Here is a 14,775-nt window from a genome sequence, read left to right as displayed (position 1 = left end):
TTGAGTAACTTGCTGTTCAGCTGCCTAGATCGGAACCCCAATTCAGGAAGAAGCCGACGTCGCCGGGCATTCCATTGGGGAAACTGATGATCATTGCCTTGAGCCTGAACCCTTGCGGCTTACCGAATTTCTGGTAGCGATCGTAAAATTCCTTCGCCTTCCCCTGAAGGGTATCAGGCCAGCTCTTGTCGCCGCTATTGATCGCGCGGCCGCTGTCCGAACAAAGGTCTGAGGAGAAGGTATAGACCATGGCTTCGAATTTGCCGTTTTCGACCGCAGCCGCCACGGCGCGGCGTACAGCGAGAATGTCCGCCTCGCCGACATGGTTCTTGAGAAAGTCTTCGGCGAAATCGGCGATCTTCTGTTCTTGGACGGACTTGGCTTTCGCCTGCTTTTTTGTCTCCTCCGACTCCCGCTTCTTAACTTCCTGGCGAAGCTCCGTCGCACTCGGAGGCATCGCGTTCACGTCAAGTTCTTTTTTGTCAGACATCTCTTTCCTCCACTTCGTCGAGAATATGAGGCCAGCACCTCGTCGCTTAGAGAATCCTCGGAACCACGTTTAGGGTCATCTCGGGGTCGATGTAGTCGCCGGGCCGCTTTTGGCGTTTGCCAAGATCGGGTTCGTCAAACTTGACCCTTTCATAAGGGATCGATTTGAGGATGTGAGAAATGCAATTTATACGCGCGCGCTCCTTGTCGTCGGATGGCACGATCCACCACGGTGCGTGTTGGCTGTCCGTCATTTTGAGCATTTCGTCATAGGCCCGCGTATAATCCCACCACCGCTGATAGGATGTTATGTCCATCGGACTGAGCTTCCATTGCCGCAACGGATCGTCAATGCGACGACGGAAGCGGCGGTCTTGCTCCTCCTCGCTGACTGTCAGGAAATACTTCAACAGAATGATGCCGCTCTCGACGATGGCTGCTTCAAAACGCGGAGCCAGCTCAAGAAAGCGGCGGGCCTTTTTTTCACTGCAGAAGCCCATCACGCGATCGACGCCTGCCCGGTTGTACCAGCTCCGGTCAAAGATCACGATCTCCCCGGCAGCGGGCAGGTATCCAATGTAGCGCTGCATGAAGATCTGGGATTTTTCCCGATCACTTGGCGCTGGCAGGGCGATTACACGAAAAACCCGCGGGCTCACACGCTCGGTAATCCGTTTGATCATGCCCCCCTTGCCGGCTGCATCGCGCCCCTCGAACAGGATGACGACACGGGCCCCTGATTTCTTTACCCATGCCTGCAGATGCGCAAGCTCGATCTGAAGCTTTCTCATCTCCTTGTTGTAGCGGTCCTTGAAACCCTTCTTGTCGTCAACTTCCGTGGCAGCAGACTTGTGATTGTCCTTACTCATCTTTTCACCTCCGAAACGTGGATCGGCAATGCCGATGACAACAATCCTTCTTGGGCGCGAGGCTGCTCTGCTTCAGTCTGAAAAGCAGCGACCGCGTCTTCCAAATCATCGAAGACATATTGCGTGCCGATACGCTCGATCACGCCGCTGCGTTCAAGTATTTCCCTCACCTCGGTGTGGACCTCCGCAAGGCACAGCCTGATGTCTTTGGCAGCAAGTTCCTCCCTGACTTCATCGAGCATTGCAGCGGCTGTACTGTCGACCTGGACGATTGCGCTGGCGTCTATGACGAACCAGCGGCATCCGGGCGCCAATTTGCGGACCGTGGTCTTTATGCGCTCCCCAACGTAATCGGCGTTGACGAAAAGCAGGCTGCCCTGGATCATGTAGAGCACGAGACCCTGTATCGGGGCGGCCTCGGGCGAGCGATGCAGCTTATAGAGTCCGTCGCGGCCAGGAATGCGGCCGAGCTGGGCGTCGCGGGGGTACATCGACTTGCGCAACAAGTAGACCAGGGTCGCGGCGATAGCGATGACCACCCCATTGAGCACGCCAAAGCTTATCGCGCCCCACATGGTGATCATGGCGAACACGAATTCGGGCCGGCTGATTTGCCAGATGCGTTTCAACTCGCCGATATCGATCAAGCCGATGGCCGCTGATACGAGGATTGCTCCAAGCGCTGGCAGGGGCAAAATCCGCAATGCTTCTCCGAGGAAGAGCAGCGTGGCGATCAGGGTAGCTGCCGAGACGAGCCCGACAATTTGCGATCTGCCGCCCGCCGCGAACGCGATCGCCGTCCGCGAGTCCGACATGCTGATCGGAAATGCGCCGAAGAGACCGGCAGCAATATTGCCGGCCGAGAGCCCAATCAGTTCACCATTGGCGTCGACCGCTTCACCCGAGCGCGCCGCGAAACTGCGCGCCGTAATAATGCCCGCGCCAAAACTCACAAGAAAAACCGCGGCAGCACCGAGCAGCATCTTGTCCAATGGCAGCCCACGAAACGAGGGAATAGAAAACGAGGGGAGTCCGAGGGGAATGTCTCCCACCACCTTCACGCCCATTTCACGAAATCGAAAAAGCGCCGAGAGGACCATGGCAAGGACGACGACAAGGACCGGCCCGGGAATGGGGAGCCGCAATCTGTTTGCCGCTTGCAGGAGAACGAACATGCTGGCACCGAGCAGCAGGGACGGCCAATGGATTTCGGCGCTTTTGCCGACCAGCTCGAGCACGGGCGCGACAAGCCCTTCCGACTGTATTTTCACTCCCGTCAGCCGGCCAATCTGACCGACGACAATGGATATCGCGATGCCAGCGAAAAAGCCGACAAGAATAGGGCGGGACAGAAACGTCGCAACGACCCCGAGCCGCAACAACCGGGCTGCCAGGCATACTCCCCCGACCGCGAGCCCCAACGCCGAAGCTATGGTTACACGGTCAACCCCTGCGTCCGCCGGCATCGACGCTATGATTGACGCGATGGCGGCGCCGAGCACGGTCATGGTGGCCGCATCGGGTCCGAGTACGAGCCTTTGAGATGGTCCCAATAGTGCATAGGCGATTGGTGCCGCGATACTGGCGTAAATACCTGTTTCCGGGGGTAGGCCGACAATTGCCGGATAAGCGATGGCGCTCGGCAATCCAACGGCGGCAACCGCAAGACCCGCACCGATGTCGCGTCCCAGCCAATTGGCCCGATAGCCCGCCAGGCTCTTAAAAACAGGCCAAGGGTGCGTTGCCGCGACCATCTTAATCGATATTGTGAATGGCGATGATCCCATCCATCGGGGTCAAGACCACGAACAAGAGCACACCCAACGCGGAGTAATCGAGAAACACGGCTACCTCCCTCGAGCGGGCGCAGTGCCCGTTTCATGTGGCTAGAGTGTAGACCGATGCGAACGCCAATACGTGTAGCATCGTGTAATATACGGCGCCCGCTTACAGAGCGGGCAGCAAAGCGGCTAGTTTCCCGGGATCGCAAGGCCCGCTTTTCTCAGCCCATCGATAAAGATCAACTGGTCTTCCGGTCGAAGGATGCGCGTGGCGACGACGTTCCTGATGTCCGGGAGAAAAGCCGGAGCATTTTGTTCAAGCCACTTCCGTTCGATGTCGGCTTCCTCGCGCTTGCCGAGCTTTCCAAGGATCGCCATGCGGATAATGTGAAAGATGGGATTGGGGCCAAGGTCCGACAATTGCGACCATTGTTCGGCCGCAACATAGTCGCCCGCCATGTATGAGCAGACGGCAAGCGCTGCCTCGAAATATCCGGACGGTCCTGGATTGCGCGACACCGCCGAGGCGATCAGCTTGCAACCTTCGTCCCATTTTCCCGATAATGCGAGGCGAAATCCATACTCGCCCGATAGTTCCGTGTCGTTGGGGTTGATCGCGTAGGCGCGTGCGCCGATCTGCAGTGACTCCTGGACTTGACCCCGGAAGAAGTACGTCAGCATCTCCGCCTGCAGACCGCGGACGTTTTGCGGATCGAGTTCGGTGGCCCGCTTTGCAGCCGAGGCCGCAAGCTCCAGCGACGGGGCAGTGAGCGAGTCCAGGCGGTATCGAAAGCGGACCTCATCGAGATAGGTCAATGAAAGAAGTGCCCAGGCAGTTGCATAGCCCGGATAGCGCTCGACGGCCCGCTTCAAGCAGTTCTGGACCGCAGTGTGGGTTTGCGGATTAAGGTTTGCGCGGTAGCGATAATAGGCCAAAGTACAGGTATAGGCTTCGATATTATTTGGCGGTGATTGTGCGAGTTGAGCCGAATCCTTCTGAAAGAGAATGCCGTACGGTTGCGCCAGGGCGGTGGCCACGGAACGGGCTATGTCGGCCTGAAGTTGGACCAGTCTCTCGGCTTTTAGGTCGTTTTCATAGTTGCCGGTCCACACAATGGAGCTGTCGGCGCGGTTCATGAGCCGGGTGCTTAAACGAAGCTTCTCCCCGTCGATGCGGACACGCCCCTGCAGTGCAAAGCTTGGTCGCGGGTCGTTGATCCTAAACAACGTGCTGGAAGGGTCGGATGAGCGTCCTGCCACGACGACGACTTCCTTGAATTTCGCAAGCTGACTGATGACTTCATCAGTCAAATCCTGCGCAATATTGGCAGAGCGCTGTGTCCCCGAAAGGTCCTCGATTGGTTCGACCAGCACTTTCGGGATGTCGGGTCCAGCCTGCCTGATATTATTTCCGCCCGTGAGGTCCAGCGGGTCCAGGTGAAACAGATAGCCGCCAGCGAACATGACTGAGCCAACGACGATGGAAGTCACGGCCAGCACTGACCATTTGCCACGAGACGCGCGCTCCAAGAGGCGGCCGAGGTTTTTTCCATGAATCGGCTTAAAATAGCTCTCGGGCGCCGTTACCGGATCCTTGCGCGAGAAGATGGGAATGTAGCCGCCCTTGGGCATGGTGATAATGACTGGATCGTCGTTGCCGGCAACGAGATAGTAATGTTCGAGGCCGCGCCTGATCAGACCCGCCTGGATCCGGACCACGGGGTCCAATTGCGCGTCAAACGATGAATCGCGCCCAAAGACTTCCATGGCGATCGAGTAGGCCTTGATCCGGTTGCCGCGACCCGCAATTGTCTCTTCAACAACATAGGTCAGGAATCTGCGCGCGCGCTCAGGCACATCAAATTCGGCACTCGATCGAATGCGATCAAGTTGCGCAAGGACATCGGCATCCGTCGGCAGAGCTTGCTTGTCTACCGGCACGCCGTCAGCGGCAACGCTCACCCCTTGTTTCCCCGAACAAGCAACCGTCCTTTACGGCTGTATGGTACAGTATCTTACGCCTCTAACTGAAGTTATTCCAATACTATGCGTCGACAAACGAGAGCAGTCAGCGGAGGCACCGATGACGTCGCGATCCTGGGACACGGAGCGGGAAGATGGATTGGCTGCGGCTCTTCGCAGATTTCCGGAATCCGCATTTCGCATTCGACAACTCATGCTGGGAAACGAAGCATTTAAGGAGCTGTGCTCCGACCTCGCGGCAGCCGAACGCGCGCTTGAAGATGCTCAACACCTGCCTGTTAATATTCGTGAGAAACGGCGCGATGAATTCGCGGAGATGGCCGATAGTCTCGCGAAGGAGATCGCTGAAGCGCTCGGGTCCAAGGGCTATCCTTAAGGCTCGTCCCGACAGAAACTCAACGGACTGAACCACAACGTACCGGACTTGCAAAATTGGCTATAGAGATCGAACGCAAATACCTCGTCAAGGACAAACGCTGGAGGAAATATGCTTCCAACGGTTCAACTTTGCGCCAGGCCTATCTGCTGGCAGCCGCACAGCGATCGGTGCGGGTTAGGACCATCGATGACTTACGTGCGACACTCACAGTAAAGGTTCGTCTCGGCCCACTTCGACGCGAAGAATTCCAATATGAAATCCCCTACGCGGACGCTCTCCAGATATTTCGTCACTGCATAGGCGTCGTTGTTGAAAAGACTCGCCATGAACTCGTCGATGCAGGCCAGCGTTGGGAAATTGATGTATACCACGGCATTCATCAGGGACTGACGGTTGCAGAAATCGAGTTGCAAAGCGAAAGCGACCTGTTTCCGCGTCCTGTTTGGTTGGGCATCGAGATAACAGGCGAGCACAGGTACTCAAACCAGGTCCTGGCGATGGCAAGGCTGGCTCCGGGCCAGAGCGGACGGGAGACGATCAGCTGATGGGAACTGCTCCTTCGACCGGTGTTCGAAACCAGGATATTACCCGGGTGACACTCGCAGTCCTCTTTATTGGCGGCCTGCTTGTCAGCTCGATCTGGATCATGCTGCCATTTCTTGCGGCAATCATCTGGGCCTTGACCCTGGTCATCGCCACGTGGCCGCTGATGATCTGGGTGCAGCGTCACACGGGCAACCGCCGCGGCGTTGCCGTGTTCGTCATGACCGTCGTCCTTCTCCTTGTCCTTATCGTGCCGTTCCTGCTGGCAATCAGTCTCATCATGGACAACATGGATCGCATCACGGACAACATCCAGACTGCGCTTGCGCTCAAATTACCGCAGCCGCCAATCTGGCTTAATGAAATTCCGCTGGTCGGAGAGCGGCTGCACGACAGCTGGGAACGGCTTGGGCGCCTTGGCGTGAATGAACTCGGGCCGAGGCTCCAGCCCTACGCCGGCTCCTTTGCGCACTGGTTTGCGGCGGCAGCGGGAAGTCTTGGCGGCATGGTCCTCGAGTTTCTTTTAACGACCGCGATAGCCGCCATCATGTACGCAAAAGGTGAGCAGGGCGCTGCGACTGCCGTCCGGTTCGGGCATCGGCTTGGGGGTGACCGGGGTGAAATGGCGGTACGTCTCGCTGGCCGGGCCATCCGCGGCGTTGCTCTCGGCGTGGTCGTCACAGCTGTCGCGCAGACTGCCGTAAGCGCGATCGGGCTTCTCGTCGTCGGCATACCATTGGCTGGCGTATTGACGGCCCTTGTCTTTGTCCTTTGCCTGATGCAGATCGGCCCTGCCTTGGTGTTGGCGCCCGCCGTTTTCTGGATGTACTACAGCGGCGACACCCTCTGGGCGACAGTACTTTTGCTGTTTGCCATCATCGCCGGGACAATGGACGGGTTCCTGCGGCCGTTCTTGATCCGAAAGGGGGCGGACCTGCCGCTGTTGCTGATCTTCGCAGGCGTCATCGGTGGCCTGATCTCATTCGGGATTCTCGGAATATTCGTGGGACCGACCCTGCTTGCGGTTGCCTACACCCTCCTGGACGCGTGGATGGCAGAGGACGAGGGGATCGTAGCGGTATCTGTCCAGAACGAAGCCCATAGCCCACCGAAAATCCTGGATGATGTGAGCTGAAAAGCCGTCGCCGCGTGCAACTGCCGTGAACGAGGCATTGCCTCCAAAATCGGACGTCTTTTGGCTGAGTCGGTCGACCGCTCCTTGGAACACGCATTTGGCTTGCGCGTTTCAGTCTGACAAACAACGAGAAATTGTCATGGACTGGAATCGATTTCGGCGAAATCGTCCAGTGCCTTCAGGAGATGGGATGAAACAGGTTTATTTTGTAGCGGTGTATGATCAGGGTGAAGCTGGAGAATTGTTTCGATCCGGCGAACCGCAACGGTTCGACGCAGAGGAAGAGGCGCAGACGGCTGCCGATGATTTGGCGTCAAAGCATGCAGGCGTCATTGCCTGGAGCCAGGACGTGAAGCAAGGGGACGAATACGGCCCTCCAATGGTTTTCTACACTGCCGGCGAAACTGTCGACATGAAGTGACTGCGGTGTTTCAGGCTTCGGCTGTGTGACAAACCGCTTCGATGTTGTGCCCGTCCGGACCAATGACAAAAGCTGCATAGTAGTTCGCATGGTAGTGCGGGCGCAGACCGGGCGTACCATTGTCTTTGCCGCCAGCCTCCAGAGCGGCGCGATAGAACGCTTCGACCTGCTTTCGATTCTCGGCCGTGAACGCCAAGTGGAGATGCGCTGGCTTCTCATCGGATTGGTACAGGCAAAGCGATGCCTTGCCGTTTGCGCTCATTTCGACGCCGTATGTCGGAGACTCCTCCGAGACAACCGTTACGCCGAGGGGTGCGAGCTCCTTTAGGAAGAACGCTTTGCTTGCCGAATAGTCGGTAACGCCGAATTTGACGTGGTCGAACATGAATGCTCCGCGAAGTTCTGTGAGTTCCTGCTGAGATCGCCCAGAGGTCCTGTTGCCTGATTTCCCGCAAGGGTTCGTTCGCACCCTACACCTCAAAATGCCGGATTGAGGAGTGCTGCGGGTCGATATGCGAAGAAACTGTGCGGCGAATTGCTTCCGATGTTTATTTTTAATGCTGGTCTAGCTCATTTGCTCTATTAAACTAATGGATCATGGAGAAATGTAATGAGCCTAATCCGCCTAATCATCTACCTGGCCTTGTCGATCGCGACGATTTCGGGCGCGTCTGCTGGCTCACTTGCCAAGCCTGATGGCAAGCCTATTCTGGTTATTTCCGGGAAAATTGAAAACACAAACAAGGGTTCTACGGCCGAATTCGACCGTGCGATGCTGGAAGCCATCGGCTTGCAGACCATCGAAACGACAACGCCTTGGTATGACAAGCGCGTACGCTTCGAGGGCGTGCCGCTCGACAAGCTGATGGAACTGGTCGGCGCCACCGGAACGAAAGTGACCGCGGTTGCGCTCAACGACTATGTGACGACGATTCCGCTGGACGATTTCAAGAAATTCAAGGTCGTGCTCGCCCTCAAGCGCGATGGAGAATACATGCCGGTCCGCGATAAGGGACCGTTGTTTATTGTCTATCCTTACGAAAGTGATCCGCAGCTGCAAAGTCAGACTTATTACACACGATCCGCGTGGCAGGTGGCCAAACTGATCATCGAGTAGAGACGCAGTGAAACGGTTTCTAGGGATCATTATCTGTTGCTTTGTCGTGGCGACGGCCTACATCGCCTATGTCATTGCAGAGCGGCAGACTGCGCTGCAGAAGTTTGCCCGCTATAATGACTCCTGGGCCATCGGACAGACTGTCTCCGAATATATGAGGCTCGAACATCGCGTGGCGGCCTATGCCATGGGTATGGACGACGCCGATCGCGATGAGGTTCGTCTGCGTCTTGATATTATGATCGGTCGGTTGCAGCTGCTCAAGCAGGGTAGTCTCCATAGCTTTATCGAGGATGACGCGCAGCGCCGCGAACTGCTTTCAGAGTTGACCAAGGTGCTCGATGTGCTTGATCAGCGGTTCGAGACCCTCGATACCGAAGGTCTCAAAGCGACGCTGAAAACCATGGCCGCCCTCGATGCGTCGATGACAGCGCTTGCATCCACCGCGGTTGAATATGATGTCGGTCTGATAGACGCCGCCCAGGCGGAATTGCGACAGCTCCATCTGATCTATACGGGCCTTGCGGGTGGGCTCATACTCTGCGGGGTGGGGCTCGTTGTTCTCCTTTTGCGCCACAACAGCCTTCTTGACGGTGCTCACCGCAAGATGAAGGACCTGACAGACAATCTCCGCGAGGCTTCAGGTGAATTGAAGCTGCAGAACTACCGGCTGAAACATGTGGCCCACCATGACGCCCTGACCGGACTTCCCAATCGTGTGCTGTTCCGGCAGGATCTGGAAAACCGGTTGAAAACAGCGACAGCCGGTGGACCAACCGCTGTGATCTTTCTCCTTGACCTCGACGGCTTCAAGGATGTGAACGATACGCTGGGCCACGACGTCGGTGATGGCCTGCTCCAGGGTGTGGCAAGCCGCCTTACAAAGCTTGGTGGCGAAGGCGACCTTGTCTGCCGGTTGGGCGGAGATGAGTTCGCCATCCTGACCGCGGGGCTGAACGAGCAGCAGGCTTTTGATTTTGCCCGCGATGTCATGGATGAAATCAGCTTTCCCTACCTTGTCAGCGAGCGTGAGATAAAGATCGGCACCTGTGTCGGCGTTGCCCTGTCGGCGATCGGGTCCGGTACTGATGAATTATTCAAACAGGCAGACCTTGCGCTCTACGAAGCAAAGTCGCTTGGCTCCGGGCATGCGTGTGTCTTCCAGTCGCAGATGCAAACAAGGCTGACGGAAAAGAAGTCATTCGAAGCCGATCTCAAACAGGCGCTACGCAAGGGCGAACTCGAGATATTCTACCAACCGCAAGTGAACACGATTACACGTGAGATTTGTGGCTATGAAGCCCTCCTGCGGTGGTTTCATCCGATACGTGGACAGGTTCCCCCATCCGAATTCATCCCGGTGGCAGAAAACATCGGGTTGATCCATGAATTGGGTGATTGGGTGTTAAGGACGGCCTGCACGGAAGCTGCCCGTTGGCCACGGTCGCTCAAAGTCGCGGTCAACCTTTCGCCGGTTCAGTTCCGCAGTCGAAATCTCATTCAGAGCGTCGTCACCATCGTCACTCAAAGCGGCCTCGATCCAGACCGGCTGGAGCTGGAGATTACCGAGTCCGTTCTCCTGGACAAGAATGAACAGACGCTCGAGACCTTGACGCAACTAAAGGCGGTCGGCATCCAGATTGCGATGGACGATTTTGGCACGGGATACTCGTCGCTTGGCAGTCTCAGGAGCTTCCCCTTCGACAAGATCAAGATCGATCGCTCTTTCATCCGTGACGTCACCACGCGCGCAGATGCCTTCGCCATCGTGGAACTGGTGACGGGCGTTGGACGAAGCCTGGGGATGACGACGATAGCGGAAGGTATCGAGACCGAGGAGCAGTTCGCTTGTGTCAAACAGGTTGGATGCGAGCAGGTGCAAGGCTTCTTGATCGGCCGGCCCGTACCCGCGACGCAACTGGACCATCTCCGCCAGGCCAGCAATGGCGTAAGCTTGGCTGAATATGAAGGTCTTGTTGATGTGAAGGCAGTGTCGGGCAGGGGTAGCTAGCCGCTTGGCAACGCCTGCCATCCTCAGGCAACAAGGGAGTTTGAGTTCGAATTGCTGACCGTCCACGGAATTACGGTGCCACTGGCATCAGATGAAGTATCACCCGTTATCTGGCAGGCGCTTACAAGTGGATGCTACGAGGCAAAGGAAGCCAAGTGGGTGTTCAAGGCCGTCAGGGCGAATGACCGGGTGCTGGAGTTGGGGGCAGGGATCGGAGTGATCACTTCGCTCATCGCAAAGATTTCAGGTGTCCAGGTGTGGTCGTTTGAAGCAAATCCATCGACAGCAGCACTTGCTCAACGCGTGATCAGTGCGAACGGCATCGGCAACGTGGTTTTGTCCCAAGGATTGCTGGCCGCGGGCGAACCACACACCATTCCGTTCTATGTCCGAAAGGATCTCTGGATGTCTTCCATGGATAAAAACCAGGGTCCTTACGAACGCGAAATATCGCTGACTTCGACGAACATTGACGATTTCATCGCGCACCACGCCATCAACGTTCTTGTCATGGATATTGAGGGCGCCGAACAGGATCTGCTTTGCAAGTCTGAGCTTGCCGGCATCGATCGGGTCTTTCTTGAACTGCACGATCATCTCTACGGATTGTCGGGCATCCGTGAGATCACGCAGGCGCTCGCCGCAAAAGGCTTCGCTTATGACCCGCGGGGATCCTATGGCGCTTGTGTGCTATTCGCAAAAGAGCAGGGCCTGCGAGATTACGAACCGGAGGCGTTGTGAAGGGTAAGAAAGAAGCGAGACACTTGTGTTCCGACCTCTCCTGACATGAACGCGCCATCGATCGTGCTACGATCGCGCGACTGCGTTGAAGTGAAGTGGAGACGTCATGTCCAGGATCAATCGCCGCGCCTTCTTTCTCAATTCCGGCGGTGCAATCATCGCCTCAACGGTTGCGGGTCCGGTGCCCGCCACCGCATCGACAGACCGGGACCTGCCATTGTCCCGCGATCTGCAGGCGCTCATCGCGGCGCACAAGGCCATGTACGCGGCATTCCAAAAAATCGTCAGAAGCAGCCGCGATCACGAAAGTGCCAGCCGAGCTGAGGAAAAGGCGCTGCTGGCTGTCTGCGCCTATCCAGCATTTGGCGAAGCGGACCGTAAGGCCAAGGCTCGATATCTATTGGAAATCGAGGCGCGAGGCGAACTGGACCTGGCTGAGCAAATGCAGGCGCTTCTCCGCTCGACAATGTGGGAAGATAAGACCGGCTAGACGTCCTTCCTGATGACTCGCCCATCCCGAGCGGCCGTCGAAATCGACTGTGGATCTCACGCCGCTTACAATTTCGGGGACGCCCCGGGTGTGGAACAATCCCGGCGGGGTGGCGTTGGCGAACTTTCAACAGGAGGTTCGCTATGTCCATTGGTCAAGAAGATAAGACAGGAAGAAGCAGTCCCACCAGCTTTGGCCAGTCCGTGGAAAGCCAAGCGCAAATTGCCGATGCCGAAAGCCGGACCTCGTCAGAAGTTGGAAGCGGCGAGGCGCTCAACGTCTACCGATTGGTCCCCACCGCGTCGGCGGATGATCCGCGATGGCAAAACTCGCCCTATCAGGGCGAAGTAACGGTCGCTGCCCGAACAACAGGCGATGCCAGGATTGTCGCTGCGGGCGGCGAACTTGACTTCATGGAGATCGACGCGGCGCCGGCGGACGATGTTACCACCATAAACGCAAGCGCCTTCAGAGACGACAAACTCTATTCGGTCATCGAAATCGAGCGCGATCGAACCGATCTTGCGCGCGGAATTATCAGTGGCAATATCAGAATAGACAACGTCAAACCGGTTCAAATCTAGAAAGAGGCGCCTGCCGCGCTATTCTCAGCGCGAAGGTGACACTGCCCCAGGCGTGCGGAACATGGTCCCTGGGACCCACTGCCCGAAACGTCATCCTACCGTGGGGCAGCGGTTATGGAACGATGACAGCACAGCCCCAAAAGTTCCGGAATGGCAAAAAAATAAACTGCCCTCAAGCCGCGGTTCGTCGCGGAACTTCACGCTGATCTATGGGTTAGTTCTTCCATGATCGCCGATCATAAAAAGGAGAAACCATGAAACGTATCGCACTTGCGCTTGGCGCACTTTCCATTCTTTCGGCAGCTTATGCCCAGGACACAACCACAAAGCCGGACGCGCAGACGCCGGCGGTTGCAACGCCGGACACAAACAATCCCGCGGCTCCCGTTCCAGGTGCAAATAGCTTCACCGAAGGTCAGGCCAAGGAACGCATCGAAGGGCAAGGTTACACCGATGTAAGTGGCCTGACGAAGGGCGAGGACGGGATCTGGACTGGTACTGCCATGAAGGACGGAAAGTCGGTCGAGGTAAAGCTCGATTTCCAGGGCAATATCACAGCATCCGCCAAATAAAGATATCAAGGGAGAATCCTAATGACGATAGTTACTGGACTGTTTGACGATTATGATGATGCGCGTGCGGCCGTAAACGCCCTGGAAGATGCGGGTGTCGCGTCTTCAGACATAAGCATCGTGCGCCGCGGCGGCGCGGGTGACGGAGAAAGCAATGCGGGCGAAGGTGCAGCGGCCGGCGCAGGCGTGGGCGCTGTTGTAGGCGGTGCCGGTGGCCTTCTTGCCGGTCTTGGTATGCTTGCCATTCCGGGCGTTGGACCCGTGGTAGCGGCCGGATGGCTTGCTGCAACGGCAGCCGGTGCAGCAGCAGGCGCAGTTGCGGGCGGCGCCGCCGGCGGGATCATCGGTTCGATGACAGGCGCTGGTGTCAGTGAGGAAGATGCTCACGTCTACGCTGAGGGCGTTCGCCGAGGCGGGACGCTGGTTACTGTCCAGGCCGAAGAGAGCCAGACCGACCTCGTCCGCTCGATCCTTGACGACAACACTCCGGTCGATGTCAACGCGCGCCGCGCAATGTATCGGGAAGAGGGTTGGCAGGGGTTTGACGAACGTAACCCGGATCTTACGGAAGAAGAGCTCGTCCGCGAACGCGAGCGAGCGCGTGAATACCGCCCGCTCTGATGGACGCATGAATTTTGAGCGCTCCCCCGGCAATCGTCGGGGGAGCGTCTTTACACTTGCGGAAAGTCGGGCGCAACGGAACTTCCCGCTGTTTCGTCGGTTCCTATCTAAATGAAAAGGATGTCGTCATGGACAATGATACGGCGAAAGCTCCGGTTCAGGAGACTGCCAACGAGGCCCGTCAGGGACCGCCCGGCCGCCCGGTGCTCAAGATTCTCATCGGTGGCCTGCTCCTTGCCATCGTTGCTTGGGGCGCTGCGGAATTGTACGGCCGAACCACCGATAACACGCCGAAAGCCGACAACAGCACGACCGCATCGCCATCAGCTCCGGCGACAAACGAGCCCACGGTAAACACTCCGGCGCAGACCAATCCCACGCCGCAGACGGGTTCGGGAGGCGATCAACAGCCGGCCAAACCGAATGGAACGCAGTAGTCAAACGATTGCCTTAGGGAGATCGTGATGGTGGACAATAATATCGCCGTCGCCCGCGCGAGTTACGACGCCTATGTGGCGAAGGACAGAGACGCAATGGAGCGCCTCGTCGCAGAAGATTTTCATTTCACCAGCCCGCTCGACAACGGCATCGACCGGCAGAGTTATTTTGAGCGCTGCTGGCCGACGAGTTATAGCATAGAGGCATTTAGCTTCATCCACCTTGTGGCGCAGGGCAACGAGGTGTTCGTCACCTATGAGGGCAAGCGGTCTGATGGACACCGGTTTCGCAATACCGAGATACTGACAATCCGCGATGGCAAGATTGCCGCGGTTGAAGTCTATTTCGGCTGGTCGCTGCCGCACGATGCCAAACCGGGAAGCTTCGTCAATCCGAAATAACATAGCAAAGGGTCAGGCCAGCCGGCTGGCTGCATTATACTAATTGTCTATAATTTCGAGCCGCGTGGAACGATTGGCTCGCCATTACGTTATTGGCTCTCAGACAGCGCAGGGGGCGCACTTCTCTATTCCGCCCTTCATTCAATTGCTACGCTAGGTAGCGAGAGCAATTGCGTGTGCTTATTGGATGGCAAAGGGAA

At 57.1% G+C, this 14,775-nt stretch carries 18 protein-coding genes; 13 read left to right on the top strand and 5 right to left on the bottom strand.

Going from position 1 to position 14,775, the window contains the following annotated elements; translation table 11 throughout:
* Window positions 1-16 precede the first annotated feature (16 nt).
* From BM074_RS19075 to BM074_RS19060, 4 genes are all read right to left on the bottom strand, one after another.
* Window positions 17-490, bottom strand: a complete 474-nt coding sequence (locus tag BM074_RS19075; RefSeq protein ID WP_027232738.1) for a hypothetical protein — start codon at window positions 488-490, stop codon at window positions 17-19.
* A gap of 46 nt (window positions 491-536) precedes the next feature.
* A complete protein-coding gene (ppk2, locus tag BM074_RS19070; protein WP_027232739.1) occupies window positions 537-1,358 on the bottom strand; it encodes a polyphosphate kinase 2 in 822 nt (273 codons plus the stop codon).
* Window positions 1,355-3,112, bottom strand: a complete 1,758-nt coding sequence (locus BM074_RS19065) for a SulP family inorganic anion transporter (RefSeq protein WP_091924181.1) — start codon at window positions 3,110-3,112, stop codon at window positions 1,355-1,357. Before BM074_RS19065 ends, ppk2 begins: the two co-directional genes overlap by 4 nt.
* 216 nt (window positions 3,113-3,328) lie before the next feature.
* Window positions 3,329-5,101, bottom strand: a complete 1,773-nt coding sequence (locus BM074_RS19060; protein WP_091924179.1) for a hypothetical protein — start codon at window positions 5,099-5,101, stop codon at window positions 3,329-3,331.
* A gap of 160 nt (window positions 5,102-5,261) precedes the next feature.
* On the opposite strand from BM074_RS19060, the gene BM074_RS19055 reads away from it, so the two are divergent.
* The 4 genes from BM074_RS19055 (at window position 5,262) to BM074_RS19040 (ending at window position 7,600) form a co-directional block, all read left to right on the top strand.
* A complete protein-coding gene (locus BM074_RS19055) occupies window positions 5,262-5,498 on the top strand; it encodes a hypothetical protein (protein ID WP_244532964.1) in 237 nt (78 codons plus the stop codon).
* A 56-nt stretch (window positions 5,499-5,554) separates the two neighbouring features.
* Window positions 5,555-6,046, top strand: a complete 492-nt coding sequence (locus BM074_RS19050) for a CYTH domain-containing protein (protein ID WP_091924175.1) — start codon at window positions 5,555-5,557, stop codon at window positions 6,044-6,046.
* Window positions 6,046-7,179 carry an AI-2E family transporter YdiK gene (ydiK, locus tag BM074_RS19045; RefSeq protein WP_036814913.1) on the top strand — a complete coding sequence of 378 codons (1,134 nt, stop codon included), beginning with the start codon at window positions 6,046-6,048 and terminating at the stop codon, window positions 7,177-7,179. The genes BM074_RS19050 and ydiK overlap by 1 nt, the downstream gene beginning before the upstream one ends.
* A gap of 190 nt (window positions 7,180-7,369) precedes the next feature.
* Window positions 7,370-7,600 carry a hypothetical protein gene (locus BM074_RS19040; protein ID WP_091924173.1) on the top strand — a complete coding sequence of 77 codons (231 nt, stop codon included), beginning with the start codon at window positions 7,370-7,372 and terminating at the stop codon, window positions 7,598-7,600.
* 10 nt (window positions 7,601-7,610) lie between these two features.
* Here the strand turns inward: BM074_RS19040 and BM074_RS19035 are convergent, their stop codons facing one another.
* Window positions 7,611-7,985: a VOC family protein gene (locus BM074_RS19035; protein ID WP_091924161.1), complete on the bottom strand. Its 375-nt coding sequence runs from the start codon at window positions 7,983-7,985 to the stop codon at window positions 7,611-7,613.
* Window positions 7,986-8,210: 225 nt separating this feature from the next.
* Between BM074_RS19035 and BM074_RS19030 the strand changes: the two genes are divergently transcribed.
* The 9 genes from BM074_RS19030 (at window position 8,211) to BM074_RS18990 (ending at window position 14,575) form a co-directional block, all read left to right on the top strand.
* The gene (locus tag BM074_RS19030) at window positions 8,211-8,717 is read left to right on the top strand and encodes a putative pterin-binding protein (protein WP_027232744.1); all 507 of its coding nucleotides are present in this window, start codon (window positions 8,211-8,213) and stop codon (window positions 8,715-8,717) included.
* Window positions 8,718-8,724: 7 nt separating this feature from the next.
* Window positions 8,725-10,728 (top strand): putative bifunctional diguanylate cyclase/phosphodiesterase, encoded by a 2,004-nt coding sequence (locus BM074_RS19025; protein WP_091924159.1) that lies wholly within the window; start codon window positions 8,725-8,727, stop codon window positions 10,726-10,728.
* A 51-nt stretch (window positions 10,729-10,779) separates the two neighbouring features.
* The gene (locus BM074_RS19020) at window positions 10,780-11,469 is read left to right on the top strand and encodes an FkbM family methyltransferase (protein ID WP_091924157.1); all 690 of its coding nucleotides are present in this window, start codon (window positions 10,780-10,782) and stop codon (window positions 11,467-11,469) included.
* Window positions 11,470-11,575: 106 nt separating this feature from the next.
* Complete coding sequence (locus tag BM074_RS19015) at window positions 11,576-11,959, top strand: hypothetical protein (RefSeq protein WP_091924155.1); 384 nt, start codon at window positions 11,576-11,578, stop codon at window positions 11,957-11,959.
* A 143-nt stretch (window positions 11,960-12,102) separates the two neighbouring features.
* Window positions 12,103-12,543 carry a hypothetical protein gene (locus BM074_RS19010; RefSeq protein WP_027232747.1) on the top strand — a complete coding sequence of 147 codons (441 nt, stop codon included), beginning with the start codon at window positions 12,103-12,105 and terminating at the stop codon, window positions 12,541-12,543.
* A gap of 254 nt (window positions 12,544-12,797) precedes the next feature.
* On the top strand, window positions 12,798-13,115 hold the full coding sequence (locus BM074_RS19005) for a PepSY domain-containing protein (RefSeq protein ID WP_027232748.1): 318 nt from the start codon (window positions 12,798-12,800) through the stop codon (window positions 13,113-13,115).
* Between the two features lie 21 nt (window positions 13,116-13,136).
* Complete coding sequence (locus tag BM074_RS19000) at window positions 13,137-13,736, top strand: hypothetical protein (protein ID WP_027232749.1); 600 nt, start codon at window positions 13,137-13,139, stop codon at window positions 13,734-13,736.
* 128 nt (window positions 13,737-13,864) lie between these two features.
* Window positions 13,865-14,173, top strand: coding sequence for a hypothetical protein (locus BM074_RS18995; protein WP_051615209.1), 309 nt, complete (start codon window positions 13,865-13,867; stop codon window positions 14,171-14,173).
* Window positions 14,174-14,200: 27 nt separating this feature from the next.
* Complete coding sequence (locus tag BM074_RS18990; RefSeq protein ID WP_091924151.1) at window positions 14,201-14,575, top strand: nuclear transport factor 2 family protein; 375 nt, start codon at window positions 14,201-14,203, stop codon at window positions 14,573-14,575.
* The last annotated feature ends 200 nt before the right edge of the window (window positions 14,576-14,775 follow it).

It is taken from the genome of Phyllobacterium sp. CL33Tsu, from assembly GCF_900113985.1.
Classification (GTDB): Bacteria; Pseudomonadota; Alphaproteobacteria; order Rhizobiales; family Rhizobiaceae; genus Phyllobacterium; species Phyllobacterium pellucidum.
This window is presented reverse-complemented; position numbering and strand designations above follow the sequence as displayed.

Excerpts from the sequence above, each read along its gene's own strand:
- BM074_RS19040 (WP_091924173.1), top strand. The coding sequence starts at position 7,370 with ATGAAACAGGTTTATTTTGTAGCGGTGTATGATCAGGGTGAAGCTGGA.
- ppk2 (WP_027232739.1), bottom strand. The coding sequence starts at position 1,358 with ATGAGTAAGGACAATCACAAGTCTGCTGCCACGGAAGTTGACGACAAG.
- BM074_RS19075 (WP_027232738.1), bottom strand. The coding sequence starts at position 490 with ATGTCTGACAAAAAAGAACTTGACGTGAACGCGATGCCTCCGAGTGCG.
- BM074_RS18995 (WP_051615209.1), top strand. The coding sequence starts at position 13,865 with ATGGACAATGATACGGCGAAAGCTCCGGTTCAGGAGACTGCCAACGAG.
- BM074_RS19035 (WP_091924161.1), bottom strand. The coding sequence starts at position 7,985 with ATGTTCGACCACGTCAAATTCGGCGTTACCGACTATTCGGCAAGCAAA.
- BM074_RS19065 (WP_091924181.1), bottom strand. The coding sequence starts at position 3,112 with ATGGTCGCGGCAACGCACCCTTGGCCTGTTTTTAAGAGCCTGGCGGGC.
- ydiK (WP_036814913.1), top strand. The coding sequence starts at position 6,046 with ATGGGAACTGCTCCTTCGACCGGTGTTCGAAACCAGGATATTACCCGG.
- BM074_RS19010 (WP_027232747.1), top strand. The coding sequence starts at position 12,103 with ATGTCCATTGGTCAAGAAGATAAGACAGGAAGAAGCAGTCCCACCAGC.
- BM074_RS19005 (WP_027232748.1), top strand. The coding sequence starts at position 12,798 with ATGAAACGTATCGCACTTGCGCTTGGCGCACTTTCCATTCTTTCGGCA.
- BM074_RS19030 (WP_027232744.1), top strand. The coding sequence starts at position 8,211 with ATGAGCCTAATCCGCCTAATCATCTACCTGGCCTTGTCGATCGCGACG.
- BM074_RS19000 (WP_027232749.1), top strand. The coding sequence starts at position 13,137 with ATGACGATAGTTACTGGACTGTTTGACGATTATGATGATGCGCGTGCG.
- BM074_RS19015 (WP_091924155.1), top strand. The coding sequence starts at position 11,576 with ATGTCCAGGATCAATCGCCGCGCCTTCTTTCTCAATTCCGGCGGTGCA.
- BM074_RS18990 (WP_091924151.1), top strand. The coding sequence starts at position 14,201 with ATGGTGGACAATAATATCGCCGTCGCCCGCGCGAGTTACGACGCCTAT.